24 protein-coding genes are annotated in these 25977 nt (G+C 68.7%); 7 read left to right on the top strand and 17 right to left on the bottom strand.

Annotated features, from left to right (window positions below):
* The first annotated feature begins 216 nt into the window (after positions 1-216).
* On the top strand, positions 217-2061 hold the full coding sequence (ilvD, locus tag BPODLACK_RS12210) for a dihydroxy-acid dehydratase (protein WP_159405391.1): 1845 nt from the start codon (positions 217-219) through the stop codon (positions 2059-2061).
* A gap of 84 nt (positions 2062-2145) precedes the next feature.
* Here the strand turns inward: ilvD and BPODLACK_RS12205 are convergent, their stop codons facing one another.
* The gene (locus tag BPODLACK_RS12205) at positions 2146-3408 is read right to left on the bottom strand and encodes a DoxX family protein (RefSeq protein WP_024500523.1); all 1263 of its coding nucleotides are present in this window, start codon (positions 3406-3408) and stop codon (positions 2146-2148) included.
* A gap of 106 nt (positions 3409-3514) precedes the next feature.
* Here BPODLACK_RS12205 and BPODLACK_RS12200 point away from each other — a divergent pair, with 106 nt between their 5' ends.
* Positions 3515-4618: a PQQ-dependent sugar dehydrogenase gene (locus tag BPODLACK_RS12200; RefSeq protein WP_024500524.1), complete on the top strand. Its 1104-nt coding sequence runs from the start codon at positions 3515-3517 to the stop codon at positions 4616-4618.
* 340 nt (positions 4619-4958) lie between these two features.
* On the opposite strand, the gene gatB is transcribed toward BPODLACK_RS12200, so the two are convergent.
* Positions 4959-6464: an Asp-tRNA(Asn)/Glu-tRNA(Gln) amidotransferase subunit GatB gene (gene gatB, locus BPODLACK_RS12195; protein WP_024500525.1), complete on the bottom strand. Its 1506-nt coding sequence runs from the start codon at positions 6462-6464 to the stop codon at positions 4959-4961.
* 115 nt (positions 6465-6579) lie between these two features.
* On the opposite strand from gatB, the gene BPODLACK_RS12190 reads away from it, so the two are divergent.
* A complete protein-coding gene (locus BPODLACK_RS12190) occupies positions 6580-6810 on the top strand; it encodes a PspC domain-containing protein (RefSeq protein ID WP_024500526.1) in 231 nt (76 codons plus the stop codon).
* On the opposite strand, the gene BPODLACK_RS12185 is transcribed toward BPODLACK_RS12190, so the two are convergent.
* The 3 genes from BPODLACK_RS12185 to BPODLACK_RS12175 form a co-directional block, all read right to left on the bottom strand.
* Positions 6811-7845 (bottom strand): 6-phosphofructokinase, encoded by a 1035-nt coding sequence (locus BPODLACK_RS12185; RefSeq protein WP_024500527.1) that lies wholly within the window; start codon positions 7843-7845, stop codon positions 6811-6813.
* Between the two features lie 77 nt (positions 7846-7922).
* Positions 7923-8615, bottom strand: coding sequence for a response regulator (locus BPODLACK_RS12180; protein ID WP_159405390.1), 693 nt, complete (start codon positions 8613-8615; stop codon positions 7923-7925).
* A gap of 10 nt (positions 8616-8625) precedes the next feature.
* Positions 8626-9906: a sensor histidine kinase gene (locus tag BPODLACK_RS12175; protein ID WP_024500529.1), complete on the bottom strand. Its 1281-nt coding sequence runs from the start codon at positions 9904-9906 to the stop codon at positions 8626-8628.
* Positions 9907-10217: 311 nt separating this feature from the next.
* Between BPODLACK_RS12175 and BPODLACK_RS12170 the strand changes: the two genes are divergently transcribed.
* Both BPODLACK_RS12170 and BPODLACK_RS12165 read left to right on the top strand, forming a co-directional pair.
* Positions 10218-10772, top strand: coding sequence for a hypothetical protein (locus tag BPODLACK_RS12170; RefSeq protein ID WP_159405389.1), 555 nt, complete (start codon positions 10218-10220; stop codon positions 10770-10772).
* Positions 10769-12019, top strand: a complete 1251-nt coding sequence (locus BPODLACK_RS12165; RefSeq protein WP_024500531.1) for an alpha/beta-hydrolase family protein — start codon at positions 10769-10771, stop codon at positions 12017-12019. Before BPODLACK_RS12170 ends, BPODLACK_RS12165 begins: the two co-directional genes overlap by 4 nt.
* A gap of 83 nt (positions 12020-12102) precedes the next feature.
* Here the strand turns inward: BPODLACK_RS12165 and gatA are convergent, their stop codons facing one another.
* Entirely contained in the window at positions 12103-13608 is a 1506-nt protein-coding gene (gene gatA / locus BPODLACK_RS12160) for an Asp-tRNA(Asn)/Glu-tRNA(Gln) amidotransferase subunit GatA (protein ID WP_024500532.1), read from the bottom strand.
* Positions 13605-13916, bottom strand: a complete 312-nt coding sequence (gene gatC, locus BPODLACK_RS12155) for an Asp-tRNA(Asn)/Glu-tRNA(Gln) amidotransferase subunit GatC (protein ID WP_006438859.1) — start codon at positions 13914-13916, stop codon at positions 13605-13607. The genes gatA and gatC overlap by 4 nt, the downstream gene beginning before the upstream one ends.
* Positions 13917-14149: 233 nt before the next feature.
* Here gatC and BPODLACK_RS12150 point away from each other — a divergent pair, with 233 nt between their 5' ends.
* Together BPODLACK_RS12150 and BPODLACK_RS12145 are read left to right on the top strand one after the other, a co-directional pair.
* The gene (locus BPODLACK_RS12150; protein WP_024500533.1) at positions 14150-14821 is read left to right on the top strand and encodes an amino acid-binding protein; all 672 of its coding nucleotides are present in this window, start codon (positions 14150-14152) and stop codon (positions 14819-14821) included.
* Positions 14822-14836: 15 nt separating this feature from the next.
* Positions 14837-15349, top strand: coding sequence for an O-acetyl-ADP-ribose deacetylase (locus tag BPODLACK_RS12145; RefSeq protein ID WP_024500534.1), 513 nt, complete (start codon positions 14837-14839; stop codon positions 15347-15349).
* Positions 15350-15648: 299 nt separating this feature from the next.
* Here BPODLACK_RS12145 and ligA read toward each other — a convergent pair whose 3' ends face one another.
* The 10 genes from ligA to BPODLACK_RS12095 all read right to left on the bottom strand — a co-directional run bounded on the left by ligA (position 15649) and on the right by BPODLACK_RS12095 (position 25942).
* Positions 15649-17739, bottom strand: coding sequence for an NAD-dependent DNA ligase LigA (gene ligA, locus BPODLACK_RS12140; protein ID WP_024500535.1), 2091 nt, complete (start codon positions 17737-17739; stop codon positions 15649-15651).
* Positions 17740-17868: 129 nt separating this feature from the next.
* On the bottom strand, positions 17869-18267 hold the full coding sequence (locus BPODLACK_RS12135) for an MmcQ/YjbR family DNA-binding protein (protein WP_024500536.1): 399 nt from the start codon (positions 18265-18267) through the stop codon (positions 17869-17871).
* Between the two features lie 49 nt (positions 18268-18316).
* Positions 18317-19333 carry a vitamin-B12 independent methionine synthase gene (locus BPODLACK_RS12130; protein ID WP_024500537.1) on the bottom strand — a complete coding sequence of 339 codons (1017 nt, stop codon included), beginning with the start codon at positions 19331-19333 and terminating at the stop codon, positions 18317-18319.
* Positions 19330-20448, bottom strand: a complete 1119-nt coding sequence (gene mnmA, locus BPODLACK_RS12125; protein WP_024500538.1) for a tRNA 2-thiouridine(34) synthase MnmA — start codon at positions 20446-20448, stop codon at positions 19330-19332. The genes BPODLACK_RS12130 and mnmA overlap by 4 nt, the downstream gene beginning before the upstream one ends.
* Positions 20448-21668: a cysteine desulfurase family protein gene (locus BPODLACK_RS12120; RefSeq protein ID WP_051349694.1), complete on the bottom strand. Its 1221-nt coding sequence runs from the start codon at positions 21666-21668 to the stop codon at positions 20448-20450. Before BPODLACK_RS12120 ends, mnmA begins: the two co-directional genes overlap by 1 nt.
* Positions 21669-21726: 58 nt before the next feature.
* Positions 21727-22206, bottom strand: a complete 480-nt coding sequence (locus BPODLACK_RS12115; RefSeq protein ID WP_024500540.1) for a DUF4334 domain-containing protein — start codon at positions 22204-22206, stop codon at positions 21727-21729.
* Between the two features lie 62 nt (positions 22207-22268).
* Positions 22269-23132 carry a lysophospholipid acyltransferase family protein gene (locus BPODLACK_RS12110; protein ID WP_024500541.1) on the bottom strand — a complete coding sequence of 288 codons (864 nt, stop codon included), beginning with the start codon at positions 23130-23132 and terminating at the stop codon, positions 22269-22271.
* Positions 23129-24061, bottom strand: a complete 933-nt coding sequence (locus tag BPODLACK_RS12105; protein WP_096274975.1) for a GNAT family N-acetyltransferase — start codon at positions 24059-24061, stop codon at positions 23129-23131. The genes BPODLACK_RS12110 and BPODLACK_RS12105 overlap by 4 nt, the downstream gene beginning before the upstream one ends.
* Before the next feature lie 86 nt (positions 24062-24147).
* Positions 24148-25104: an electron transfer flavoprotein subunit alpha/FixB family protein gene (locus tag BPODLACK_RS12100; RefSeq protein WP_006438818.1), complete on the bottom strand. Its 957-nt coding sequence runs from the start codon at positions 25102-25104 to the stop codon at positions 24148-24150.
* Positions 25105-25156: 52 nt separating this feature from the next.
* The gene (locus BPODLACK_RS12095) at positions 25157-25942 is read right to left on the bottom strand and encodes an electron transfer flavoprotein subunit beta/FixA family protein (RefSeq protein ID WP_024500543.1); all 786 of its coding nucleotides are present in this window, start codon (positions 25940-25942) and stop codon (positions 25157-25159) included.
* Positions 25943-25977 lie beyond the last annotated feature (35 nt).

Genomic DNA, 25977 nt, shown 5'->3' with positions numbered 1-25977 from the left:
GGAGTAGCCTGGTCTCTCGGCGACTCGCGACGCCCACCCTCAGCGTGCGACGCCCCGTTCAACCCAGTTCCCGGGGCACACGGCCCTGTGAAACACACCCTCGGGATCGCGGTGTTGACGCCACGAGTCCGACGCGGCGAACACCTCCGGCCCAGGAGCCCGAAGGCGTTCGGCCGGAACGACTCCGCCCGACCCGACGATCGATATGAGGAAGCCATGCCAGCCCTGAGGTCACGCACCACCACCGTCGGCCGCGAAGCCGCCGGCGCCCGCTCCCTGTGGCGCGCCACCGGGATGACCGACGACGATTTCGGCAAGCCGATCGTGGCGATCGCCAACTCGTACACGCAGTTCGTGCCGGGGCATGTGCACCTCAAGGATGTCGGCGAGATCGTCGCCGACGCAGTGCGCGCCGCCGGTGGCGTCCCCCGCGAATTTCACACCATCGCCGTCGACGACGGCATCGCAATGGGTCACGGCGGCATGCTGTACTCGCTGCCCAGCCGCGAGATCATCGCCGACTCGGTCGAATACATGGTCAACGCCCACACCGCCGACGCGCTGGTGTGCATCTCCAACTGCGACAAGATCACCCCCGGCATGCTCAATGCCGCGATGCGCCTGAACATCCCGACCGTGTTCGTCTCCGGCGGACCGATGGAGGCCGGCAAGGCCGTCGTCGTCGGCGATGTCGCTCATCCGTCTTCGGACCTCATCACCACCATCTCCGCGTCGGCCAACAGCGACGTCGACGAGGCCGGGCTGGACGAGGTCGAACGGTCGGCCTGCCCGACCTGTGGCTCGTGTTCGGGCATGTTCACCGCCAACTCGATGAACTGCCTCACCGAGGCTCTCGGACTCGCTCTGCCGGGCAACGGTTCCACGCTGGCCACCCACGAGGCACGACGTGCGTTGTTCGAGCGCGCGGGCAAGGTGGTCATCGACGCCGCGAACCGCTGGTACCGCGACGACGACGCCTCGGTCCTGCCCCGCAACATCGCGACCCCTGCCGCCTTCCGGAACGCGATGGCGCTCGACGTCGCGATGGGCGGCTCGACCAACACCGTGCTGCACATCCTCGCCGCGGCACAGGAGGGTGAGGTCGCCGATTTCGACCTGTCGACCATCGACAAGATCAGCCGCAGGGTCCCGTGCCTGTCGAAGGTGTCCCCCAACTCCGACTACCACATGGAGGACGTCCACCGCGCCGGCGGAATCCCGGCGATCCTCGGTGAACTCCGTCGCGCCGGACTGCTCGACGACACCACCTCGACCGTCCACACGCCGACGATGGCGCAGGCGCTCGACGACTGGGACATCCGCGGCGGCAAGGCTCTCGACGAGGCCGTCGAACTGTTCCACGCGGCGCCGGGTGGCGTGCGGACGACGACCCCGTTCTCCACGGCGAACCGGTGGAGTTCACTCGACACCGACGCCGCCGGGGGCTGCATCCGCGACCTCGAGCACGCCTACACCGTCGAAGGCGGGCTGTGCGTGCTGCGCGGCAACCTCGCGCCCGACGGTGCCGTTCTCAAGACCGCCGGCATCGACGAGGACCTGTGGCACTTCGAGGGTCCGGCCCGCGTGGTCGAGAGCCAGGAGGATGCCGTCCAGGTCATTCTCTCGAAGACCATCCAGGCCGGCGAGGTCCTGGTCGTGCGCTACGAAGGCCCTGCGGGTGGTCCGGGCATGCAGGAGATGCTGCACCCGACCGCCTTCATGAAGGGCACCGGTATGGGCAAGAAGTGCGCGCTCATCACCGACGGCCGGTTCTCCGGCGGATCGTCGGGTCTGTCGGTCGGCCACATGTCGCCGGAGGCGGCGTCGGGGGGCGCGATCGGACTCGTCGAGGATGGCGACCGGATCCTCATCGACGTCAAGACGCGTCGTCTCGAGGTGCTCGTCGACGACGACGTGCTCGCCGAGCGCCGGGCCAAGATGGAGGCCTCCGAGCGTCCGTGGCAGCCGAAGGACCGTCAGCGCTCGGTCACGACCGCGCTGCGCGCGTACGCGAAGCTCGCGACCTCGGCCGACAAGGGCGCGGTCCGTCAGGTCGACTGACGCCTCTCAGCAGAAGATGCGGGGTGCGTACCGGAGTCCGGTACGCACCCCGCATTCTGTGTCGGAGCTTGCTCCTCGTGTGACTCAGTTGAGCGGGTTGGTGCCGTTCGCCAGAATCCAGACGGCAGCGGCCGCACCGATGCCGACGATCAGCCACACGAAGGACCCGACGAACGGTCGACGGGCCCAGCCCCGCGGGTAGTCCAGTGAGTACAGGCCGGGACCGGTGAGGATGACCGCGGCCGCGGTGGCCGCGAGGAACAACTCGTACTCCGCTCCCTGTGCCGCGGCGAAGAATTCGAAACCGCCGGCCGAGGACACCCGGTACGCCGCGGCGACGAGCATCGTGCCGAGGATCGCCGACGCGCCGATCGGGGTCAGCAAGCCGAGGATCACCATGAGGCCGCCGACCGTCTCCGCGAGTGCGCCGACGATCGCGAGGATCTGCGCGTAGTCGGCGTTGAACCCGCCGTCGACGAGCATCTGCTCGAATCCGCTGAGCCGCGGCCCGTTCCAGAGGCCGAACAGTTTCTGCAGGCCGTGTGCGCCGACGAACGCGCCGAGCGCGATCCGCAGCAGCAACAGGCCGAGGTCGATGGTGCCGCGCCGCGACTTCGCGACAGCGTCCTCGAGTTCGTCGTCGGCCACCGACCTCGTGTCGTACTCGTCCTCATGCGCCCGGTTCCGTCGACGACCGAACAGTCGCCGGCCCGGTGACTCGTCGTCGAGCAAAGCGGTGTCCGACGAACCCGGTTCGTCCGGGTTCGCGCGGTAACGGCCGGTGTCGTCCTCGTCGTCGAGGAAGTCGTAGCGGCCGGTGCCGACCGGTGGCAACGCGGGTTCGGGCCTGGTCGCGGTGTCGTCGGCGGGGATCTCGGCGGAGGTACCGGTCTGGGCGACCGGGCGGCGCCCGAACGCGACGGTCGGTTCGCCGTCCGACTGCGGGCTCCGGGACTTCGGAGTGCTCGCAGGTCCCGCCGTGCCCCGAGGTTCCGCGGTGCCCCGAGATTCCGGGGAGTGATCAGGTTCGGGGCTGCTCGCAGGTTCCGGGGTGCGCACGGGTTCGTGGACAGGTGCCGGTGGCGGGTTGACCACGGTGCCCCTGATCTGACGGGTCTCCACATCGCCGGGATCGATGTCGTCGAGTTCGTCGACCCGCGCATACGGTGCCGGTGAACGCCGTGCGTGCCGGTTGTAGAAGTCGTCCCGGTCGACCGCGGGCGGCGGTGCGGGGGTCGGTGGATGGTCCGTCACCGGGATCTGACCGGTCGGCTCGTCGTATGGGCTGGTCGCGGACGGGCTCGACGTATCGGGCTCCCTGTCGCTCGGCGTGTCGCGTTCGCTCACATGCCCGACTCTAGAGGCTCGCGGTGTGCGGTCCCCGCACCCCGACGGGGTGAGTCGGCACACCACTACTGTGGACGCCATGTGGAAGGGGCGGCCGACGGGCCGAATGCTGGTGGCGTTTCTGGCGGTGATCGCGCTCGCTCTGGGCGGCTGCGCGAACTTCACCGAACAGGACCGTCAGCGGGAGGCCGGCGCGTTCAGTCCCAACAACCGTCCGAGTGGCCAGGCCGAGCCGACGCCGCCCCCGGAGACGCCGCGGGAGACCCAGCCGCCGCCGACGGGACCGTGCGTCGACCCCGATCCCGCGGTGATCGCGACCTGTCTCGCGTCGACGGGTGGGGTGATGCCCGGTGACGAGCAGGGCGAGGTCACGGTCGTCGCCGAACGCACGACCGGGAAGATCATCACCACCAAGCGCTATGGCCCCGAACGGGTCCTCGGTCAGGCCCCGGTCGACGCGTCGGGCGACGGCGGACTCATCGATTTCGCCTTCTCCCCCACCTACTCCCAGGACCGCCTGATCTACGCACTGATCACCACGCCGTCGGACAATCGGGTCGTCCGTCTCGCCCCCGGCGACGTGCCGAAGCCGATCCTGACCGGAATCCCCAAGGGCGCCACCGGGAACATGGGCTCGATGTACTTCCGCTCGCCCACCGAGCTGGTGGTCGCCACCGGCGACGCCGGGAACCCGGCCGCCGCTGACGACGCGTCGTCTCTGGCCGGAAAGCTGCTGCTGATCACCTCGTTCACCTCGGGTGTGAGCCCGCGTCCGCAGATCCTGGCCTCGGGTTTCGGATCATCGGTCGCCCTGTGCCCCAACGCATCCACCGGGACCATCTACGTCGCCGACCAGAAGGCCACCGAGGACCGCGTGCAGGTCATCGAAGAAGGTGGCCCCAAGGTGCTGTGGACGTGGCCCGACAAGCCGCAGATCGCCGGGTGCGGCGTGGCCGGCGGCAGCATCTTCGTCTCGACGACCCGCACCCAGCGGATCGAGGGCATCCGCGAACCGACCCGCGAGGACCCGACGATCACCCCTCCCGTCGTAGCCCTCGACCGCCGCTACGGCGCGCTCGGCCGGATGGCCGCTCTTCCCAACGGACTCCTGCAGGTGGCCACCGTCAACAAGCAGGTCGGCAATCCGAAGCCGACCGACGACCGCGTGTTCCGCTTCCTCCCGCAGGGTGGGGGCAACGACCGGACCTGAGCGGGCTTCGACCGCACCGGGCTTCGACGCGGTTCCTCGCTGCGCTCGGTACCGGCTCAGCCGGCAGCAAGCACCACCCACGCTGCGCTCGGTACCGGCTCAGCCGACAGGAAAACACCACCGACACTGCGCGCGATACCGGCTCAGCCGGCAAGAAGCACCACCGACACTGCGCTCGGTACCGGCTCAGCCGACAGGAAAACACCACCCACGCTGCGCTCGGTACCGGCTCAGCCGACAGGAAACACCACCCATGCTGCGCTCGGTACCGGCTCAGCCGACAGGAAAACACCACCCACGCTGCGCTCCGTACCGGCTCAGCCGGCAGCAAGCGCCACCGCTAGGAGCAGGCCGCGAGCACCAGTTCCTTGACCCGTGCCGGGTCGGCCTGTCCGCGGGTGGCCTTCATGACGTCGCCGACGATCTTGCCGGCCGCGGCGACCTTGCCCCCGCGGATCTTCTCGGCGATGTCGGGGTTGGCGGCCAGGGCGTCGTCGACGGCCTTCTGCAGGGCCGAGTCGTCGCGGACGACCTCGAGGCCGCGGTCGGCCACGATCTGCTTCGGCTCACCTTCACCGTCGAGCACCGCGGTGGCGACCTGCTGGGCGAGCTTGGTGGTCAGCTTGCCCTCGTCGACGAGTCCGATGATCTCGGCGACCTGCGCCGGCGTGACGGACAGGTCGGCGAGTTCCACGCCACGCGAATTGGCCTGCTGCGCAAGGAACGACACCCACCAGCCGCGGGCGGCCTCGGGTGACGCACCGGCGTCGACGGTGGCGATGATGAGGTCGACGGCTCCGACGTTCACCAGGTCGCGCATGACCTCGTCGGAGACGCCCCATTCCTCCTGGATGCGCGCGCGACGCAACCACGGCAACTCGGGCAGCGTGGCTCGGAGTTCCTCGATCCACGCCGAATCCGGCTGGACCGGAGGAAGATCCGGCTCCGGGAAGTAGCGGTAGTCCTCCGCGGTCTCCTTGCGGCGTCCGGCCGAGGTGGTGCCGTCGGCCTCGTGGAAGTGCCGGGTCTCCTGCACGATCTCGCCGCCGGTCTGCAGGATCGCCGCCTGGCGGCGCATCTCGTAGCGCACGGCGACCTCGACGCTCTTGAGCGAGTTGACGTTCTTGGTCTCGGTGCGGGTACCGAATTCGGCCGCGCCCTTGGCCATCAGCGACAGGTTCACGTCGCAGCGCATCGAGCCCTGGTCCATGCGCACGTCCGACACGTCGAGGGACTTGAGCAGGTCGCGCAGCGCCGTCACATAAGCGCGTGCAACCTCGGGTGCACGCTCGCCGGCTCCGACGATGGGTCGGGTGACGATCTCGACGAGCGGCACGCCGGCGCGGTTGTAGTCGAGCAGCGAGTGGCTCGCACCGTGGATTCGGCCGGTGGCGCCGCCGATGTGCAGCGACTTGCCGGTGTCCTCCTCCATGTGTGCCCGCTCGATCTCCACGCGCCACGTGGTGCCGTCGGCGAGCAGGACGTCGAGGTAACCGTCGTATGAGGTGGGCTCGTCGTACTGCGAGATCTGGTAGTTCTTCGGCTGGTCCGGGTAGAAGTAGTTCTTCCGCGCGAACTTGCTCGACGGCCGGATCGAGCAGTTCAGTGCCAGGCCGATGCGGATCGCCGATTCGATGGCCTTGGCGTTGGCGACCGGCAGCGAGCCGGGCAGACCGATGCACACCGGGCACACCTGAGTATTGGGGTCGGCGCCGAACTCGGTCGGGCATCCGCAGAACATCTTGGTCGCGGTACCCAGCTCGACGTGCACCTCGAGGCCCATCACCGGATCGAAAGCGGCGATGACCTCGTCGTACTCCAACAGTTCGACGGCGGCGGAAGTCATGGCTGCCAGTTTATGCGGCGATATCCCAGGGATACGTTCAGGGTGATCACCGATGCCGGGAACCGGTCGTCGAACCTACCGTCGAAGACATCAGTTCACCGACCGAGGAGTCCCGATGACCACCGCACAACCTGCTTCCCCCGCCCCGCGACTGACGCGATCACGCTCGAACGCATGGCTCGGCGGCGTCTGCGGCGGTATCGCCGAACGATGGGGCTGGGACCCGACCCTGGTGCGTGTCCTGTTCGTGCTGTCGATGCTCCTCCCCGGCCCCCAGGTGCTCATCTACCTGGCGCTGTGGATCGTCATCCCCCGCGAACCCGCACCGGCCATCACCGCGGTCTAGCTAGCCGAAGATGACCCGGATCTCCTTGTACTGATCCAGGGGCACGGTTTTCAGTTCCCCGAGCGCCTCGTCGAAGGTGATCCGGTCGATCCGGGTCCCGTGGAGGGCGACCATGTGTCCCCAGCCCTTCTCGGCGACCAGGTCCGCGGTGGCCATGCCCATGCGGGTGGCGAGAACCCGGTCATAGGCCGACGGCACACCGCCGCGTTGGATGTAGCCGAGGACCGTTGCCCGGGTCGCGATGCCGGTCCGTTCCTCGATGAGCGGCGCCAGCACCTCCGCGACACCACCGAGGCGTGGCCGGTTGAATTCGTCGCGCCCCTTGGTGGAGTACGCCTCCGTCATCTCGGGGAGCTTGAAACCCTCGGCGACGACGACCATCGGTGCACGACCGCGCGCCTTGACACTGGTCACCCAGGCGCATATCTGATCGAGACTCTCGGGGTGCTCGGGGATGAGGATGACGTGCGCGCCGCCGGCGATACCCGAGTGCAGGGCGATCCAGCCGGCGTGGCGCCCCATCACCTCGAGCACCATGCACCTCCTGTGCGAGTTGCCGGTGGTCCGTAAGCGGTCGATGGCCTCGGTTGCGATCTCGACGGCGGTGTTGAATCCGAACGTGTAGTCGGTGGCGTCGATGTCGTTGTCGATCGTCTTCGGGACGCCGACGATGTTGATGCCGTCGTCGAACAGTCGCTTCGACGCCGACGCCGTGCCCTCGCCGCCGATCGCGATGACACCGTCGATGCCGAGGTTCTCGAGCACCTTCTTGATGTTGTCGGGGCCGCCGTCGGGTTCGGTGTAGGGACCGAACCTGCTCGTCCCCAGGATCGTTCCGCCCTGATTGGACAGACCGCGCACCGTGGATCGGTTCAGTTCCATGATGTCGCCGTAGACGAGACCCGCCCAGCCGTCCTTGAAGCCGACGAACTCGTGACCGTAGACGGTCTCACCCTTGAGCACCGCACCGCGGATGACGGCGTTCAGACCGGGGCAGTCACCGCCGGAGGTCAGAATGCCGAATCTCTTGGCCATGTGGTGAGACCCTCCTTCTCGAGCGCGACGGACACCCCCAATCTAGTGCCCGCGTGCCCGACCCGCTGACCACGAAATCACTTGATCCCGTTCTCGTAGGCGAACACCACGGCCTGCGCTCGATCGCGCAGCGCCAGCTTGCCCAGGAGACTGCTCACGTGGGTCTTGACGGTCTGTTCGGTGACGTAGAGATCGGCGCCGATCTCGGCGTTCGACTTGCCGTCGGCCACCAGATCGAGTACCTCTCGCTCGCGCGGGGTGAGGTGTTCGAGTGCGGGGTTGCGGCTGGGGCGTCGACGGCGTGCGGTCACCTCGGTGATGAGTCGCTTGGTGATCGACGGCGCGAGTAGCGCTTCGCCGGCGGCGACCACGCGCACCGCACGCACGAGTTCGTCGGCGGGCGCGTCCTTGAGCAGGAAGCCCGACGCACCGATCCGCAACGCCTCGTAGACGTAATCATCGATGTCGAAGGTGGTGAGCATCAGCACGCGCGTCGGCGGTTCCAGCCCGGCCGACAGGATCTGTTCGGCGGCCCACAGCCCGTCCTTGCGCGGCATCCGCACGTCCATCAGGACGACGTCGGGACGCGCACGCCGGCACACCTCGACCGCTTCGACCCCGTCGGCGGCGTCCCCGAGCACGGACAGGTCGGGCTGGGCGGCGAGCAGGGCCGAGAAACCCTGACGCACCATCGCCTGGTCGTCGGCGATGACCACGGTGATCGGACCGGTGTTGCCCTGTGCTTGCTGCGATTCCGCGTTGATCGGCACGCCTGCCACGCTACTGGTCGGAGACTGGCGAGGAGACCTTCGGCACGGTCGCCGACGACGGTGCGCCGGCGATGACCCCGTCGCGTGGTGGCGTCATCGGGATCCGCGCACGCACCGCGAACCCGCCGTCGACCGTCGGTGCCGCGACGAGCGAACCCCCTACGGCCTGCGCACGTTCGAGCATCCCGGGGATACCGACGCCGTTGCCGCCGATCCCGAGGGGTTCGGCCGTCGGCGTCGAATTGACCACAGCCACCTCGACGGTGCCGTGCTCACCCGGTGTCACACTCACCAGCGTGCGGCTGCCCGGCGCGTGTCGGGTGGCGTTGGCCAGCGACTCCTGAACGATCCGGTAGATCACCAGTGCCGCCGATTCCCCCACCCCGGCATCGTCGACCTCGCGGATCAGCGTGACCTCGGAGCCGGCCCGAGTGGTCGCGGCGACGAGCGAATCGATCTGCGCCAGGCCCGGATTGGGGGCCGTGGTCTCGGCGCCCTCGACCCGCAGCACCCCGAGCAGCTGGCGGACCTCGTCGAGTGAGGTCCGGGCGGCATCGGCGATGGCGTCGAATTCGGCTGCCGCCGCGGGCGAGACGTCGTCGATCCGGTAGCGCGCGGTCTGCGACATCACGACGACCATCGACATGCGGTGTGCCACCACGTCGTGCAGGTCGCGGGCGATGCGCGCGCGTTCCTGCAGCACCGCGGATTCGGCCTCCGCCTCCTCGGTTTGTCTCGTGCGAACGGCGAGCTGCCGCCGCGACGCCATCAGTCCGCGGAGCAGTGCCACGACGACCGCGAGCACCGAGATCCCGACGATCCACGCGGGGTGCACCGCGTAGGCGACGACGAGCGAGGTCGTGAGCCACACCAGCGGAATCCATCGCAACGGGCAGCGCAGCATCACCATGGCCGTCAGCACGAGCAGCTCGATGAAATGGGTGACCTGGATGGTGAGTTCCCAATCGTTGCGCGTGGGCACGACGAGACCGATGACCTGCGCCGAGACCACCGAGACCGCCCAGCCGACGAGCGGCGCCGACCAGGCGAGCGCGATGGGGAGCGCGGCGAACGCCGCGACGACGGGCAGGACGAACGCCGGCACGGAGTGCGTGACCGGCAGGGTCGGCCACGCGATCGAGTACATGATCAGGGCCACGACCAGGAAGAACCAGTTGACCCGCGAGGAGAAATAGGCACGCACCGCGGGGTCCTGGGCGACCGGCGCGGTGGACGCCCAGCCGACGAAGTCACCGCCGGCCGCGCGCAGATGCTTGCGTAAACCGAACATGAGGTTCACCCTAGGCTCCGAGGGGCCCGGCAGTCCTCATACTTTCGGGGGAGACGACCTCGTTCCCGAGTAGTGTCCGCCGCCGGACATCCCCGCCCCGCCGGTGATTACGAACCGCCCGTCGGAGCGATGTGGACCGGCGGTTTCACCACTTAGCGTCAACGGCCATGAACCCTCCCGGACCACTGCGGAAATGGCCTTCGGACAACACTTCTCACCTTGATCACGGCGCGGACCCGGCGCACCGACGGGGCCGGATCCGAACCCTCGTCGCCGCACTGACACTCGCTGTTCTCCTTGCCGGACAATGGATGTCGACGGCGCAAGCAGTCGCCGGTGACACCGGTTCCATCGCGGGTCCGGTCATCCCGCACCCCGAGGATGCCGACAATCCATATGCCGCAGCCGTCGTCGCACTGACCGGACCGGCTCCGGCCACGACGATGGACGTCCTGCCCGCATCCTTCGAGATGCACATGGGTTACACGCCGACGGTCGTGACCGGTGTACCCACGGACCCGGACGGCGGCTGCTCGTCGCCGGTACCGCTCCCGGACCGGTTCACACCGCTGTGCCGCACACACGATTTCGGCTACGACCTGTTGCGTGCTGCCGCGGCAGACGGCCGACCGCTGGGATCGTGGGCGCGATTCGCCCTGGACCGCATGCTGATCGAGGCGATGCAGCGTTCCTGCGATGATCCCGCCTGCGCGACCGCGGCCCGCGTAGCCCGCATCGGTCTGGCCTGGAACACCTGGCGCCAGTTCGGTGGACCGCCGATCCGACAGGAATCGATTCCCCAGCTGGTGTCCACCACGGTCGAACGCGCGCTGGTCGATCGGCAGCCCACCGAGGAGCTCTCATGACCAGCGCGCCTGCCGCTCGCGTGTCGATGGACGCCGGGCGAGCTCTGCCTCCCCCGGTTCTCGTGGTCAGTATCGTCGCTTCGTATCTCCTGGCGCTCCATCCCGGAACGCTTCCGCGCGACGCGGCGACGACCGCGGTCGTGACGTCCGGCTTCGCCGCCGTGGGCGCGGTCGTGGGAATGCTGTTGTCAGGATGGGCTTCTCGGCGACGCCCGCACCCGGACACGCAGACGCGTCGCGTCGTCTTCGGTGCCGGGGTGCTGATCGCGGCCGGCGGTGCGGGACTGTCGGTGTGGTGGCAGAGCTTGATCCGCGCCGCGGTCGGGGCGCCACCCGTTGGGCCCGACTGGTGGGTTGCGGCTACGGTCGCACCCGCTGCAGCGGTCGCCGCGATCGTGCTGATCCCCCGCGTCACCGCGGTGATCGCGGCGTCGGCGGTCGCGCTCACCGCCGGACTTCTCACCCCGGCCGACGCCGGTGCCGACCGCGGACAACCGTTGCCGCGCACCATCGTCGTCTCCGAGTTCGGGACTCTGCTGCGCGGAGAACTCGCCGCACCGGAATTCGATCGTCCGGCAGAACGGTTGGTGAGGTCCTGGATGCACAGCGGCGGACTGTCGGCTCGCGCGGTGATCGTTGCGGTCCCCACCGGGTCGGGCTGGGTCGACCCGGCCGCGGTCGCCGGTTTCGTCGACCGCTTCGACGGCGACGTCCGGATACTGACACTCCCCTACGCCGACGTGCCGTCGTGGAAAGCGTTCATCTCCGATGATGCGGCCGCGGCGGAATCGTCGATCACGCTGGTCCGCGAACTCGCGAAGGTCCTGGCGAGCCGGTCCGCGGGCGCCCGGCCCCGGTTGGTGCTCTACGGCCAGAGCCTCGGCGCGGTGGGGGCCGACGCCGCCCGGGTCTGGCTCGAGGACCATCACCCGTCACTGCTCGCGGAGACCGTCCTGACCGCACCGCCCGAGGGGACGGTGGCGCAGGCGTCGAGAACGCCGCGGATCGTCATGGCCAATCGCAGCGATCCGGTGGTCCGCTGGTCACTCGGTTCGCTGTGGCGTCCGCCTGCGTATCCCGACGACACCGTGCTCGGCGGTCGACGGGTACCCGAGGTCCCCTGGCTGCCGGTCGTCGGATTCCTGCAGTCCAGCGTCGACCTGCTGGCCGCGCTCGACGGACCGACGGGCGTCGGTCACCGCTACGGGACCGAGCAGGCGCGACCGGTCAGCGGCCTGCCGCGGTGACCTCGCAAACCCACCACAGATGGACGAACCCACCACCTGAAACGGTGGTGGGTTCGCCCAAAAGTGGTGGGTGTGCAGTGACGTCAGATGATCGCGCCGCGAGCCGCCTCATACGACGCGCCGACCCGGTAAAGCCGGTCGTCGGCGAGTGCGGGCGCCATGATCTGCAGGCCGACGGGCATGCCGTCGTCCTTCGACAGCCCGGACGGCACGGACATCGACCCGATGCCGGCCAGGTTCACCGGCAGCGTGCAGAGGTCGAACAGGTACATCGCCAGCGGATCGTCGACCTTCTCCCCGATCGGGAAGGCGGTGGTCGGGGTGGTCGGCGAGATCAGCACGTCGACCTTCTCGAAGGCGGCGGTGAAGTCGCGCGAGATCAGGGTGCGGACCTTCTGCGCCTGACCGTAGTAGGCGTCGTAGTAGCCCGAGGACAGCGCGTAGGTGCCGATCATGATGCGGCGCTTCACCTCTGGGCCGAAACCGGCTTCGCGGCTCAGCGCCATGACCTCGTCGGCCGAATGCGAACCGTCGTCGCCGACGCGTAGTCCGTACCGCATGGCGTCGAAGCGTGCGAGGTTCGACGACACCTCTGACGGGAGGATCAGATAGTAGGCGCCGAGCGCGTAGGTGAAGTGCGGGCAGCTGACCTCGACGACCTCCGCGCCGCGCTCGGTGAGCAGTTCGACCGCCTGGTTAAAGGAATCGAGCACGCCGGACTGGTAGCCCTCGCCCTGCAGTTCGGTGACGACGCCGATCTTGACGCCTTTGAGGTCCTGTTCCGCACCTTCGCGAGCGGCCGCGACCACGTCGGGTACCGGCACGTTGATCGAGGTGGAGTCACGCGGGTCGTGTCCGGCGATGACCTCGTGCAGCATCGCGGTGTCGAGGACCGTGCGGCCACACGGGCCGCCCTGGTCGAGCGACGACGCGCACGCGACGAGTCCGTAGCGGGAGACGGTGCCGTAGGTCGGCTTGACGCCGACGGTCGCGGTGACGGCGGCCGGCTGCCGGATCGAGCCGCCCGTGTCGGTACCGATCGCGAGCGGGGCCTCATACGACGCGAGCGCCGCGGCGCTGCCGCCGCCCGAGCCGCCGGGGATCCTGGTGGGGTCCCACGGGTTTCGGGTCAGCTGGTAGGCGGAGTTCTCGGTCGAGCTGCCCATGGCGAACTCGTCCATGTTGGTCTTGCCCAGGATCGGGATGCCTGCGGCGCGGAGCCGCTCGGTGACCGCGGCGTCGTAGGGCGGAACCCAACCCTCGAGGATCTTGGAACCGCACGTCGTGGGGGCGTCGGTGGTGGTGAAGACGTCCTTGAGCGCGATCGGCACACCGGCGAGCGACGACACGGCGTCGCCCGAGGCGATCGCGTCGTCGGCGGCTTTGGCAGCGACGAGCGCCTCGGCGCCGCTGACGTGCAGGAAGGCCCCCAGCTCGCCGTCCACCTCGGCGATGCGGTCGAGGTGGGCCTGTGTGACCTCGACCGAGCTGACCTCGCGGGTCGCGATCTTGGTGGCGAGTTCGGCCGCGGACAGACCGGTCAGGTCACCGGCGGGACGAGGAGCTGCGGCGTGCGAATCGGGGCTCACTGCTCTTCTCCCAGGATCTGCGGAACGGCGAAACGGTCCTGTTCGACGGCCGGCGCACCGGACAGCGCGGCGTCGGTGCTCAGGCCGGGCACGACGACGTCGGGACGCAGCACGTTGGCGAGTTCGGCCGGATGCGCGGTTCCGGGCACGTCGTCGGCGGCCACCTCCGACACCGACGCGACGTGGGTCAGGATCGAGTCCAGCTGCTTGGCGTAGACATCGAGTTCGTCCTCGCTCAGCGCCAGTCGCGACAGTCGCGCCAGATGCGCGACCTCTTCACGCGATATGGACTTCGGTTCGCCAGCCACCGTCAGCGTCCTCTCTCACCATCACTTGCTCGGTCATGTCGCTCACCCGACGCCCATGCGACGCAGATGCGCCTCTCCAGCCTATGGGAACGCGCCAACCCGACTCACCCCAGCCACCGGTTGCACCTCCCGGACACACCCGCCCCGCCCCCGGCGCGGCGCACCCGGTCGCCTCCGGCGCGGCGCACCCGGTCGCCCCCGGCGCTGCGCGCGCCGTCGCCACGGGTGCGAGAATGACCCACGTGTCTTACCTGTTGCGCGTCCAGCTCGAGGACCGTCCCGGCAGTCTCGGCGTGCTCGCCGTGCAGCTCGGTTCGGTCGGTGCCGACATCCTGTCACTCGAAGTGGTCGAACGCGGCAACGGTTATGCCGTCGACGACCTGGTCGTCGAGGTGGCACCCGGTGCGCTGCCGGACAGCCTGATCACGGCAGCCGAGAAGGTCAACGGCGTTCGCGTGGATTCGATCCGCCCGTATTCCGGCGTGCTCGACACCCACCGCGAACTCGAGCTCGTCGACCAGGTCGCCACCGCGAAGCGCAAGGATCGCCTCCAGGTCCTCGTCGACAACGCCCCGCGCGTGCTGCGGGTGTCGTGGGCGATGGTCATCACCAGGGCCAGCGGCGGCGTCCTACAGCTGTTCGGCTCCTCCGGCGCCCCGGAAACCCCACTCACCAGGGCTGATTGGCTGCCTCTGGAGCATGCGGCGCAACTCGACGCCGAAGGCGACTGGGTGCCGGGTGCATGGCAGGACATGGACACCCGCCTCGCCGCGGCGCCGATCGGCTCCAATGACAAGGCGATCCTGCTCGGCCGCATCGGCGGGCCGGATTTCCGGCCCTCGGAGGTCGCCCGACTCGGCTACCTCGCCGGGATCGTCAGTACGGTGTTGCGCGCCGACGGTTAGCAGGATGATGGAGGCATGACCTCCATCACACTCACGCAAGGAGACATCACCCTTCAGTCGGTCGACGCGATCGTCAATGCCGCCAATTCGACACTCCTCGGCGGTGGCGGGGTCGACGGCGCCATCCATCGGCGTGGAGGTCCCGCGATTCTCGCCGAGTGCAAGGAACTCCGGGCCGGACGCTACAAGCGCGGACTCCCCGTCGGCGAAGCAGTTGCCACCACCGCCGGCGATCTGGATGCACGCTGGGTCATCCACACGGTCGGACCGGTGCACTCCCACGATGAGGACCGATCCGAATTCCTGGTCGCCTGCTATCGCGAATCCCTCCGCGTGGCAGACGAATTGGGTGCGACGACGATCGCCTTCCCGGCCATCTCGACCGGCGTCTACGGTTGGCCCATGGCCGATGGCGCACGCCGGGCCATCGACACCGTCCGGTCCGTGGACACCGCGATGACCGAGATCCGGTTCGTGTTGTTCGATCCGCGGGCGTACCGCGCCTTCGACGCCGCGCTCAACGGTTAGCGCTGCTCAACGAAAAGAATTCGCTCCTGAGGAGCGGACTTACGAAGCGGAATCCCTGCTCCCTGAGGAGCGACCGGAGCGGACTGACGAAGCGGAATCCCTGCTCCCTGAGGAGCGTCCGGAGCGGACTGACGAAGCGGAATCCCTGCTCCCTGAGGAGCGACCGGAGCTTGCGGAGGACGCGTCTCGAAGGGTCGACGACGCGATCTCATCAGGCCTTCGAGGCTCGTCGCTTGCGCTCCTCACACCTCAGGCAGCGAAGGGTCGTGCCGCGTTCTTTCGATCCGGCCGCGAGGGGGTCACTCGGGACTGCCGGTCTCCAGGAGACGCTTGAACGCGTCCTCGTCGAGGACCGGCACACCGAGTTGCTCGGCCTTGTCGGCCTTGCTCCCCGGCGAGTCACCCACGACCACGTAGTCGGTCTTCTTCGACACCGATCCCGATGCCTTGCCGCCACGCTGCAGGATCGCCTCCTTGGCGCCGTCGCGGGAGAAGTCCACCAGCGATCCGGTCACGACGATGGTCTTGCCCTCGAGGGTCCGCGCGATCGAGTCGTCACGCTCGTCCTCCATGGAAACGCCTGCGGCGCGCCACTTCTCCACGATCTCCCGATGCCAGTCGATGGTGAACCAGTCGTGGATCGACTGCGCGAGAGTCATGCCGAGGCCCTCGACGTCGGCGAGCTGTTCGACGTCGGCGGCCTCGATGGCCTCCAGTGAGCCGAACTCGGTGGCCAGCGCGCGCGCCGCGGTGGGCCCGACGTGGCGGATCGACAGACCCACCAGCACGCGCCACAACGCCACGTCCTTGGCCTTGTCGAGGTTGGCCAGCAAGCGTTTCCCGTTCGCCGACAACGCGCCCGCCTTGGTGGTGAACAACTCCGTGCGGGCGAGGTCGTCGGCGGAGATGGAGAACAGATCACCCTCGTTGCGGATCACCTTTGCCGACAGCAGCGCGGTGGCTGCCTCGTAACCGAGCGCCTCGATGTCGAACGAACCACGACCGGCGAGATGAAAGAGCCGCTCCCGCAATTGAGCCGGGCAACTCTCCTGATTCGGGCACCGGACGTCGACGTCGGATTCCTTCTCCGGACGCAACGGCGTACCGCATTCCGGACAGCGCTCGGGCATCTCGAACTCGAGCTCGGAACCGTCGCGCAGGTCGACCACCGGCCCGAGCACCTCGGGGATCACATCGCCGGCCTTGCGGATGGTCACGGTGTCGCCGATGAGCACACCCTTGCGCTTGACCTCCGAGCCGTTGTGGAGGGTCGCGCGAGAGACCGTCGAACCCGCGACGAGGACCGGTTCGAGCACCGCGAACGGTGTGACGCGACCGGTGCGCCCGACGCCGACCTGGATGTCGCGCAGCTTGGTCGTGGCCTCTTCCGGCGGGTACTTGTAGGCGATCGCCCACCGCGGTGCGCGCGAGGTGGAACCGAGGCGGCGTTGGACGCCGAAGTCGTCGACCTTGACCACGATGCCGTCGATCTCGTGGTCGACGTCGTGGCGGTGTTCGCCCCAGTAGGAGATCTTGTCGAGGATCTCGGCGGCGGTCGAGGCCTTGGTGGTGTGGGTGGACACCGGAAGTCCCCACGCGCCGAGCGCGAGATAGGCATCATGCAACGACTCCGGCCGCCACCCCTCGGTGTGGCCGATGCCGTGACAGATCATCCGCAGTTTTCGACGAGCGGTGACCTGCGGGTTCTTCTGCCGCAGCGACCCAGCCGCCGAGTTGCGTGGATTGGCGAACGGCGGCTTGCCATCGGCCACCAGGGACGCGTTGAGCGCCTCGAAATCCTCGACACGGAAGAAGACCTCGCCGCGCACCTCGAGGACGTCCGGGATCGGATAGCCGTCGGCGGCCGTCAGTCGGTGCGGGATGTCGTCGATGGTGCGCGCGTTGAGCGAGACGTCCTCACCGGTGCGACCGTCGCCACGGGTGACACCGCGTTCGAGGACTCCGTTGCGGTATACGAGCGCCAGGGCGACACCGTCGATCTTGAGTTCGCAGAGGAACTCGACCTCGGCACCGGCGTCGGAGTTGACCCTCTGGACCCAGGAGGTCATCTCGTCGTAGTCGAAGACGTTGTCCAGCGACATCATCCGCTCGAGATGGTCGACCGGGGAGAACGCGGTGGAGAAACCGCCGCCGACCAGTTTTGTCGGCGAGTCGGGCGTCGCGAGCTCGGGGTGACTGTCCTCGAGGTCCTGCAGGCGTCGTAGGAGAGCATCGAACTCGCCGTCGGAGATGACCGGCGCATCCTTCACGTAGTACCGGAACTGATGCTCGCGGATCTCCTCGGCGAGCTCCGTCCACTGCTCCCGCAGGTCTCCCTCGGGTCCCGACTGTTCGGTCGCCGGCCGCCCCGACTCCGTTGTTTCTGCCACGCACCGAGGGTATCGGAGTACCCGGACAACGAGCCCGGAGCTCACCGGGCAACTGCACCGCCCCTACGGAATGACGTCGCGCGCGACGTCAACACCTCGGGGAGAAGTGGCGAAGCCGCTGCTCTCGGATCACGGAGCGGTCGAGTCGAGCTTCGCCAGCGACCGTTTCGGCGCGACCTGACGGTAGCTGGCGTCGAGGAGTTCGGCGACCTCGTCCCAGTCGGGGTCCCCGTCACCGTCGAGGATCAGGGCCAGCCACCCGTAGGGGCCGTAGTAGGCCGGCACGTAGAACCGCGGATCCTCTTCGAGCGCGGGCTTCTCCGACTCGTCGGGGATGAACAGGACCGAGTGGTCGTAGCGGATCTTGCCACCCTTCAGACCGCCGCCGTAGTTGGCGAACATCTTGCCGCACCGGAACGTCGGGCGACCGTGCGCCACGACCTCGGTGGCGTCGGGAAGCGCGAGCGCGATCTCGCGGACGCGACCCAGGATCGGGTCGGCGTCGTCGAACATGATCGGATGCGGCATGCCCGCAGGATAGTTCCGGCCGCCCGGGTTCCGCAGTCGTTCCGGGTCGTCAGAGGGCGGTCGGGTCGCCGGCGAGCAGCTGACCCGCTTCGGCAACCACCGCGAGAGCCTTGCGCGCCCAGCTCTCCGACGCTCCGGCCATACCGCAGGTCGGTGTGACGATGACGCTCTCCGACAACACTTTCCGGTTGAGGCCGATTCGGTCGGTGAGTGCGGCGAGGCCGGTCGCCACGGTCTCGGCGTTGACCGGCTGTTTCGGCGCGGTGGACGGCACCCGACCGGCAACCAGTACATCCCCGCGATCGATGAGCATCCCGATGCCGTCGAGGTCGGCGTCGCCGGGTGCGGTGACGTCTATCGAATACGCCACGCCCCGAAGGTGTTCGAGGAGATCCCAACGGGGACGGCTGCAGTCGTGGAGCACCACCGGGGCGTCGACGTGATCGATCAGCTCGGTGAGGGCCCGCGCCACCTCGACCGCCGGGATCGCCCGGATCGGGTCGAATCGGGTGAGGGGTGTGACGGTTCCGTCGATGACCCGGCCGATCATCGGTTCGTCGATCTGGACCACGACCTGTGCGCCCAGGCGCCGGGTGACCTCGCCGACGTGTTCGCGGATTCCTTCGGCGGTGGACGCGACGATGTCGCGGACCGCGCCCGGATCCTTCAGCACACGATGACCGTTGGGCAGTTCGACCGACGCCGACGTCGTGAACGGACCGGCGACCTGGACCTTGTAGGCTCGGCCGGTACCGACGAATCCCGCTGTCTCCCACAGCTCCTCGGCGACGTCGAGATCCTCTTTGAGGTAGTCACGCGCTCGCCGGGTCAGTTGCGACTCCCGTTGCGCCAACCGGTATCCCCAGGTCGCGGTGTCCATCGGGAGGTCGACGAGGATCGCGGCCATCCGGCCGATCAGGTCCGAGCCCGCTCCGCGACCGGGGAGTTCGACGAGGTGCGCGAGGTCGAGTTCACCGTTGACGACGGCAGCGGCCGCGCGCGGATCGGTGCCGGGCATCGAGCCCACGCCGGTGCCGATACCGGTGGGCAGATCGGGTGTGGTCACCGAGCCGCGACAGCGGTCGGTCGCGACGTGGTCGACGCGATGCGTCCGCATCCGACGACCTGATCGCCGCGCTCCGCGTCGGGCAGGTACAGCACGGCGGCCTGGCCGCGTGCGACGCCGGTCAGCGGTTCGTGCAGGACGATGTCGATCGCGGGTTCGCCGTCGACGGTGGTCGGCGTCGCGGTCACCGGCGCGAGCCCGCCGTGGGCGCGGACCTGGACCACGGCCTCGAACGGCTCGTCGGGGGTGATGCCCGACGTCCACACCGCGCGGGTGGCGGTGATGCCCCAGACCTGCAGATCCTCCGCGGTGCCGACCGTGACGGTGCCCGAGTCCGGGTCGATCTCGGTGACGTAGCGGGGCTTGCCGTCCGCGGCGGGGGCGTCGATGCCGAGCCCCTTGCGCTGTCCGATGGTGAAACCGTGGACACCCTCGTGGTCGGCGAGGCGCTCACCGGACGAGGCGTCGACGACCGCGCCCGGACGGATCCCGATCTTGGCGCCGAGGAAGGCGCGGGTGTCACCGCTGGGGATGAAGCAGATGTCATGCGAGTCGGGCTTGTCGGCGACCGCGAGACCGCGGCGCGCGGCCTCCGCCCGGATCTCGGCCTTCGGGGTGTCCCCGACCGGGAACAGCGCACGGGAGAGCTGCTCGCGGGTGAGGACGGCGAGCACGTAGGACTGGTCCTTGTCGTCGTCGACGGCCCGGCGCAGCTCACCGTCGACGAGCTGGGCGTAGTGACCGGTGGCCAGCGCGTCGAAGCCGAGGGCGATCGCCTTGTCGGCGAGCGCGGCGAACTTGATCTTCTCGTTGCACGTCAGGCACGGGTTGGGGGTGCGTCCGGCGGCGTAGGCCTCGACGAACTCGTCGATGACGTCGTCCTTGAACCGGTCGGCGAAATCCCAGACGTAGAACGGGATTCCGAGCACGTCCGCGGCACGGCGCGCATCCGAGGCGTCCTCCCGGGAGCAGCAGCCGCGGGAGCCGGTACGCAGTGCTCCCGGTGCGGTCGAGAGAGCGAGGTGGACGCCGACGACCTCGTGTCCGGCGTCGACGGCACGCGCGGCCGCGACCGCCGAGTCGACGCCGCCACTCATCGCTGCGAGTACGCGCATCAGGAGACCTTTCCGCCGGGTGCGGAGACGAGGCCGGCGGCGCGAGCACGATCCACGACCTCGTCGATGACCTGGGCCACCGCGTCGATGTCGGCGTCGGTGGTCGTGTGGGAGAGCGAGAACCGCAGCGACGAGCGGGCGTCGGCCATGTCGAGTCCCATCGCGAGCAACACGTGGCTCGCCTGCGCGACACCCGCGGTGCAGGCGGAACCGGTGGAGCACTCGATGCCCTTGGCGTCGAGCAGCATCAGCAGGGAGTCTCCTTCGCAGCCGGCGAAGGAGACATGCACGTTTCCGGGCAGGCGTGCGTCCACATCGGCCCCGTTGCGCACCGTGCCCTCGACGCCGAGCAGGACGTCGGTGAGCCGCGACGCGAGGGCGCGTACGCGGGTCGTGTTCTCCTCCATGTGCTCGACACACCAGGTCAGCGCAGCGGCCATGCCGGCGGCCCCGGCGACGTCCTGGGTGCCCGACCGCACGTCACGTTCGTGGCCTCCACCGTGCTGTAGCGGGACGCAGGCGACCTCACGACCCAGCAGCAACGCACCGACGCCCTGCGGTCCGCCGAACTTGTGGGCGGCGAGGCTCAGCGCGGACAGTCCGCTGGCGGTGAAGTCGATCGGCAGGTGGCCGACGGCCTGGACGGCGTCGGAGTGCACCGGCACGCCGAACTCGGCGCCGAGCGCCACGATCTCGGCGATGGGCTGAATGGAACCGACCTCGTTGTTGGCCCACATGACCGAGATGAGGGCGGTCTGGTCGGCGTGTGCCTCCAGTTCGGCACGGAGATCGGCGGGTGAGACCACGCCGTCGGCGTCGACCGGCAGCACCACCAGCTCGGCTCCGGCGTCGGCCGCGAGCCACTGCGCGGGGTCGAGGACCGCGTGGTGCTCGACCCCCGACACGATGATGCGGCGACGCTGCTCATCGGCCCGGCGACGGGCCCAGTAGATCCCCTTGACCGCGAGATTGTCAGATTCGGTACCGCCCCCGGTGAAGATGACCTCCGACGGCCGCGCACCGACCGCCGCGGCGATCGCCTCGCGCGCCTCCTCGAGGCGGCGTCGGGCGGTGCGGCCGGATCCGTGCAGGGAGGAGGCGTTACCCGGCGTGCTGAAGACAGCGGTCATCGCCTCGACGGCTTCGGGCAGCATCTGCGTCGAAGCGGCGTGGTCGAGGTAGACGGACGTGCGCGGAGGCACTCGGGTTGGCAGGGGCATCGCTAGCAAGGATAAACGCGCGGCCGACGTCGACAAATTCCGCGACCGCGTGCCTGCCTCAGACGCGTTCGAGATAGAAGTACAGGTGGCGTCCGTCGATGACGCCGCCCTTGCCGTTCATGATGCCCATGACGGTGGTGTCGTCGACGCGCTTGAAGTGATCGATGACCGGCTGGCCGTCGTAAACCATCGACGCGGTGATCTCGCCGCGGAACTCGATCGCCCACAGGCTCGCCTCGCCCTTGCCGAGTGCGACGTTGGAGAACAGCTTGCCGTTCTCGTCGCGACAGACCAGCGGCTGCACATCACTGCGCGAGGTGAAGGTCTTGCCGAACCAATTGGCCTTCCCCAGCACCCCGTTGATGGCGTGGCCGGTGGTGAACTCGCCACCCTTCCACGCCCCCAGCATCTCTTCGGGACGCAGCGTCGCGAGCCCCGCCCAGACGGTGTCGAGGACCGCGTCGTCGACGAGCCCTTCCGCTTCCCGCAGCTCGAAGAACTTGGCGCGGGCCGCTTCCCGGGTCAGGGTGGACGTCATCGTCGGACTCCTTCGACATACGGCGATCTTCTCGGCCGCGTGCGCGGCCGCTCCGAAGGAACCTATATCAGAGAACAGTCGATGTCACTTTCCGCCGAACTCAGGACGCGTTCGCAGCGACGCGCCAACTCGCGACGGTCGGTTCCCGGCGCTTCGGCGGGCTCGAGACGGACGACCACGGTCAGTCCGCGGGCCCGCAGCACTCTCCGGAGGGTGTCCAGGGGAGAGTCGTCGCCGATGAAACTCGGGTCGGTCGCGGCGTGTCCGTCCGGCCCGAGAAACCTCAGACGGACCGGGAGCACCGGCACCGCGGCGTCGATCGCGGCCTGGAAGAACGCCGGACGGAACTCACCGCCGGTGCGGCCGCAGAAGGTGGTCCCCTCCGGGAACACGATCACCGAGGAGTCGGCGGCCAGGCGCGCGCAGACCCCGCCCACCGCCGCCGGGAGTCCGCGCAGCGTTCCACGGTCGACGGCGATCACGCCGAATCTGCGCGCGATCCCCGCGACGACCGGCATGTCGACGACGTCCGATTTCGCCACCACATGCGCCGAGCTCACCAGGGCCAGCGCGAGGACGTCGAGGAACGAGATGTGATTGGCGACGATGAGCCCGGTCGCGCGCGGGTCGCGTCGCCGGTCGTCGACGACGACCCGGATACCGAGCGCGGCGAGCAGCGGGCCCGAGGCCCGCGCCCGAAGCGCTCGCCGTGGCCGATGCCGCAGGCGCGCCACCGCCTCGTCGGCGACGAGCATCCCGACGATCCAGCAGACGACGGCGGCGAGGCGGCACAGTCGCTGACCCACGACCACCGCGTCGACGAGCAGTGCGACACGCCTCGTGCCCCGGGGACCGAGGCAACTGTCTCCGCAGGTGCTGACCGGGAACCACGGGTGCCGCGCCGGTTCCGCCGACAGCGGGATCATCGCGACGGGGCGGCCGAGCCGAGGCGCTGGGCGCTCGATCGCAGGCGTTCGAGGTAGCGCCGGTTGGTACCTTCCCGATCGAGCACCGTGAGGAAGTCCGCGACATCGAAGACGTCGTCGACGGCGGGTTCGCCGCAGATACGGGCACCCATCCGCAGGTATCCGCGCATCAGGGGCGGCATGCCGACGGTGTCCGACGGCGTGATGTCCTCGAGCAACCGCCCGCCGATGCGTGGGGGCGTCAGTGGAGAGACATGCAGGACGGGGTCGGTGTAGTCCTCACGCAGCCGGTCACGGACCGCGCGCAAGACCGACCCGGGCATCCACTCCCCCGGGCTGTGCAGGGGCACCGATACACAACCCATCAGATAGCGGTAGCCGGCCTGATCCATGTACTGCAGCAGGGCCGCCCACATGAGCGCGGTGACCGACCCGTCACGATGCTCGGAGTGGACGCAGGCACGACCCAGTTCGACTGTCTCCGCGAAGATGTCGGCCACGGCTCCGAGGTCGAACTCGGTGGACGAATACCAGCCGCCGGCGGCGATCGCGCGTGGCGGGGCCAGCAGCCGTGCGCATCCGATGACGCCGTGGTCGTCGTGCCGCACGACGAGGTGTTCACAGAACTCGTCGAAACGATCGGCGTCGCGTCCGGTGACGGCGTCGCCGATGCGATCGGAGAACCCGGGCTCGTCGGCGAAGACCCGGTAGCGGAGTTGTTGGACGGCAACGATGTCGGCCGGGTCTTCGGACACGAGCACCCGGACCGGGCCGGCGGTCAACAAGGTGGTCGAGACGGCGGAAGCGGTTGCAGCGGACGAGGCGATGGACTGCAGAGCGTTCATGCCCCGAATGAAAGCCAGCGTCTGCGTCGCCACGGCCACGTCGGCGTGACGTGTCGGGGCGAACCGGGTGAACACGAGACGCACCGGGATTCCGGGTGAACGGAACGCGAACGCACGGTGGCCCCCGACGCGAACGTCGGGGGCCACCGGAGTTCTGCGTGATCAGCAGATCACTTGCGCTTCTTGACCTCTTCGGTCAGCTGCGGTGCGACGTTGAACAGGTCGCCCACGACGCCGTAATCGGCGATCTCGAAGATCGGCGCCTCTTCGTCCTTGTTGACCGCGACGATGGTCTTCGAGGTCTGCATACCGGCCCGGTGCTGGATCGCACCCGAGATACCCAGGGCGACGTAGAGCTGCGGCGACACGGTCTTACCGGTCTGACCGACCTGGAACTGACCCGGGTAGTACCCGGAGTCGACCGCGGCACGCGAAGCACCCACGGCGGCACCGAGGGCGTCGGCGAGCTCCTCGACGACCGAGAACTTCTCGGCGCTACCGACACCGCGACCACCGGAGACCACGATCGAGGCCTCGGTGAGCTCGGGACGATCGCCACCGATGTTCGGCTCGACCTTGGTGATCTTGACGGCGTTCTCGGCCGCAGCCGGGACCTCGACATCGACACGCTCGCCGGCACCGGCCTGCGGAGCGGCCTCCACACCACCCGGGCGGATCGAGATGACCGGGGTGTCGCCCTTGGCCTGCGCCTCGACGGTGAACGCACCACCGAAGATGGAGTGGATGCCCACCCCGCCTTCCTTGACGTCGACGACGTCGGCGAGGACACCCGAGCCGAGACGCACGGCGAGACGGCCGGCGATCTCCTTGCCGTCGGCGGTGGCCGCGACCAGGATCGCTGCCGGAGCAGCACTCTCGGCGATCGAGGACAGCACGTCGACCTGCGGGTTGATCAGGTAGGTGGCCGCGTCGTCGGACTCGGCGACGTAGACCTTCTCAGCGCCGGCTTCCTTGAGGCCGTCGATGATCGCATCGGCCGAGCCGGGCTTGCCGACGACGACAGCCGACGGGGTACCGAGGGCGCGGGCGGCGGTGATGAGCTCGCTGGTGACCTTCTTCAGGGCGCCTTCGGCGTCCTGCTCCACGAGCACGAGTACTTCTGCCATGTTGGTTTTCTCCTGAATGTCTGGGGTTCGCCGGATTGTCTGGTGGGGAAGATCAGATGATCTTCTGACCGACCAGGTACTCGGCGACCTTCGTGCCGCCGTCGCCTTCGTCGGTGACGCGCTCGCCGGCGGTCTTCGGCGGCTTCGGGGTCGAGGAGTTCACGACGCTGCCGGCGTTGGCCAGGCCCACATCGGTCGGCTCGACATCGATCTCGGCCAGCGAGACGACGGTGACTTCCTTCTTCTTCGCGGCCATAATGCCCTTGAAGGACGGGAAGCGGGGCTCGTTGATCTTCTCGTTGACGCTGACGATCGCCGGGAGCTGCGCCTCGACGTGGAAGATGCCCTCGTCGGTCTCACGCTCGCCCTTGAGGGTCTCGCCCTCCAGGGTCAGCTTGCGCAGATGCGTCAGGTGCGGCAGTTCGAGGTACTCGGCGATCATCGCCGGGATCGCGCCGACACGGCCGTCGGTGGCCTCGTTACCGGCGATGACGAGCTCGACACCCTCGACCGTGCCCAGCGCGCGGGCCAGTACATAGGCGGTCTGAACCGCATCCGAACCGTGCAGCAGATCGTCCTTGATGTGGATCGCCTTGTCCGCACCCATCGACAGTGCCTTACGGATGGCGTCGGTGGCCCGGTCGGGACCAGCAGTCAGGATGGTGACCTCACCGCCGTCGGCCTCCTTGATCTTCAGCGCTTCTTCGACGGCGCGCTCGTTGATCTCGTCCAGCACGGCGTCAGCTGCCTCACGGTCCAGGGTGTAGTCGTCGTCGGACAACTTGCGCTCGGACCACGTGTCGGGAACCTGCTTGATCAGTACGACAATGTTTGTCATGGGTCTACGTCGACCTCCTGCGTCGGGTTCGGCAA

This window comes from Gordonia sp. YY1 (assembly GCF_009872315.1).
GTDB lineage: Bacteria > Actinomycetota > Actinomycetes > Mycobacteriales > Mycobacteriaceae > Gordonia > Gordonia amicalis.
The sequence above is the reverse complement of the archived record's forward strand: the minus strand, read 5'-3'. Positions and strand labels throughout refer to the sequence as shown.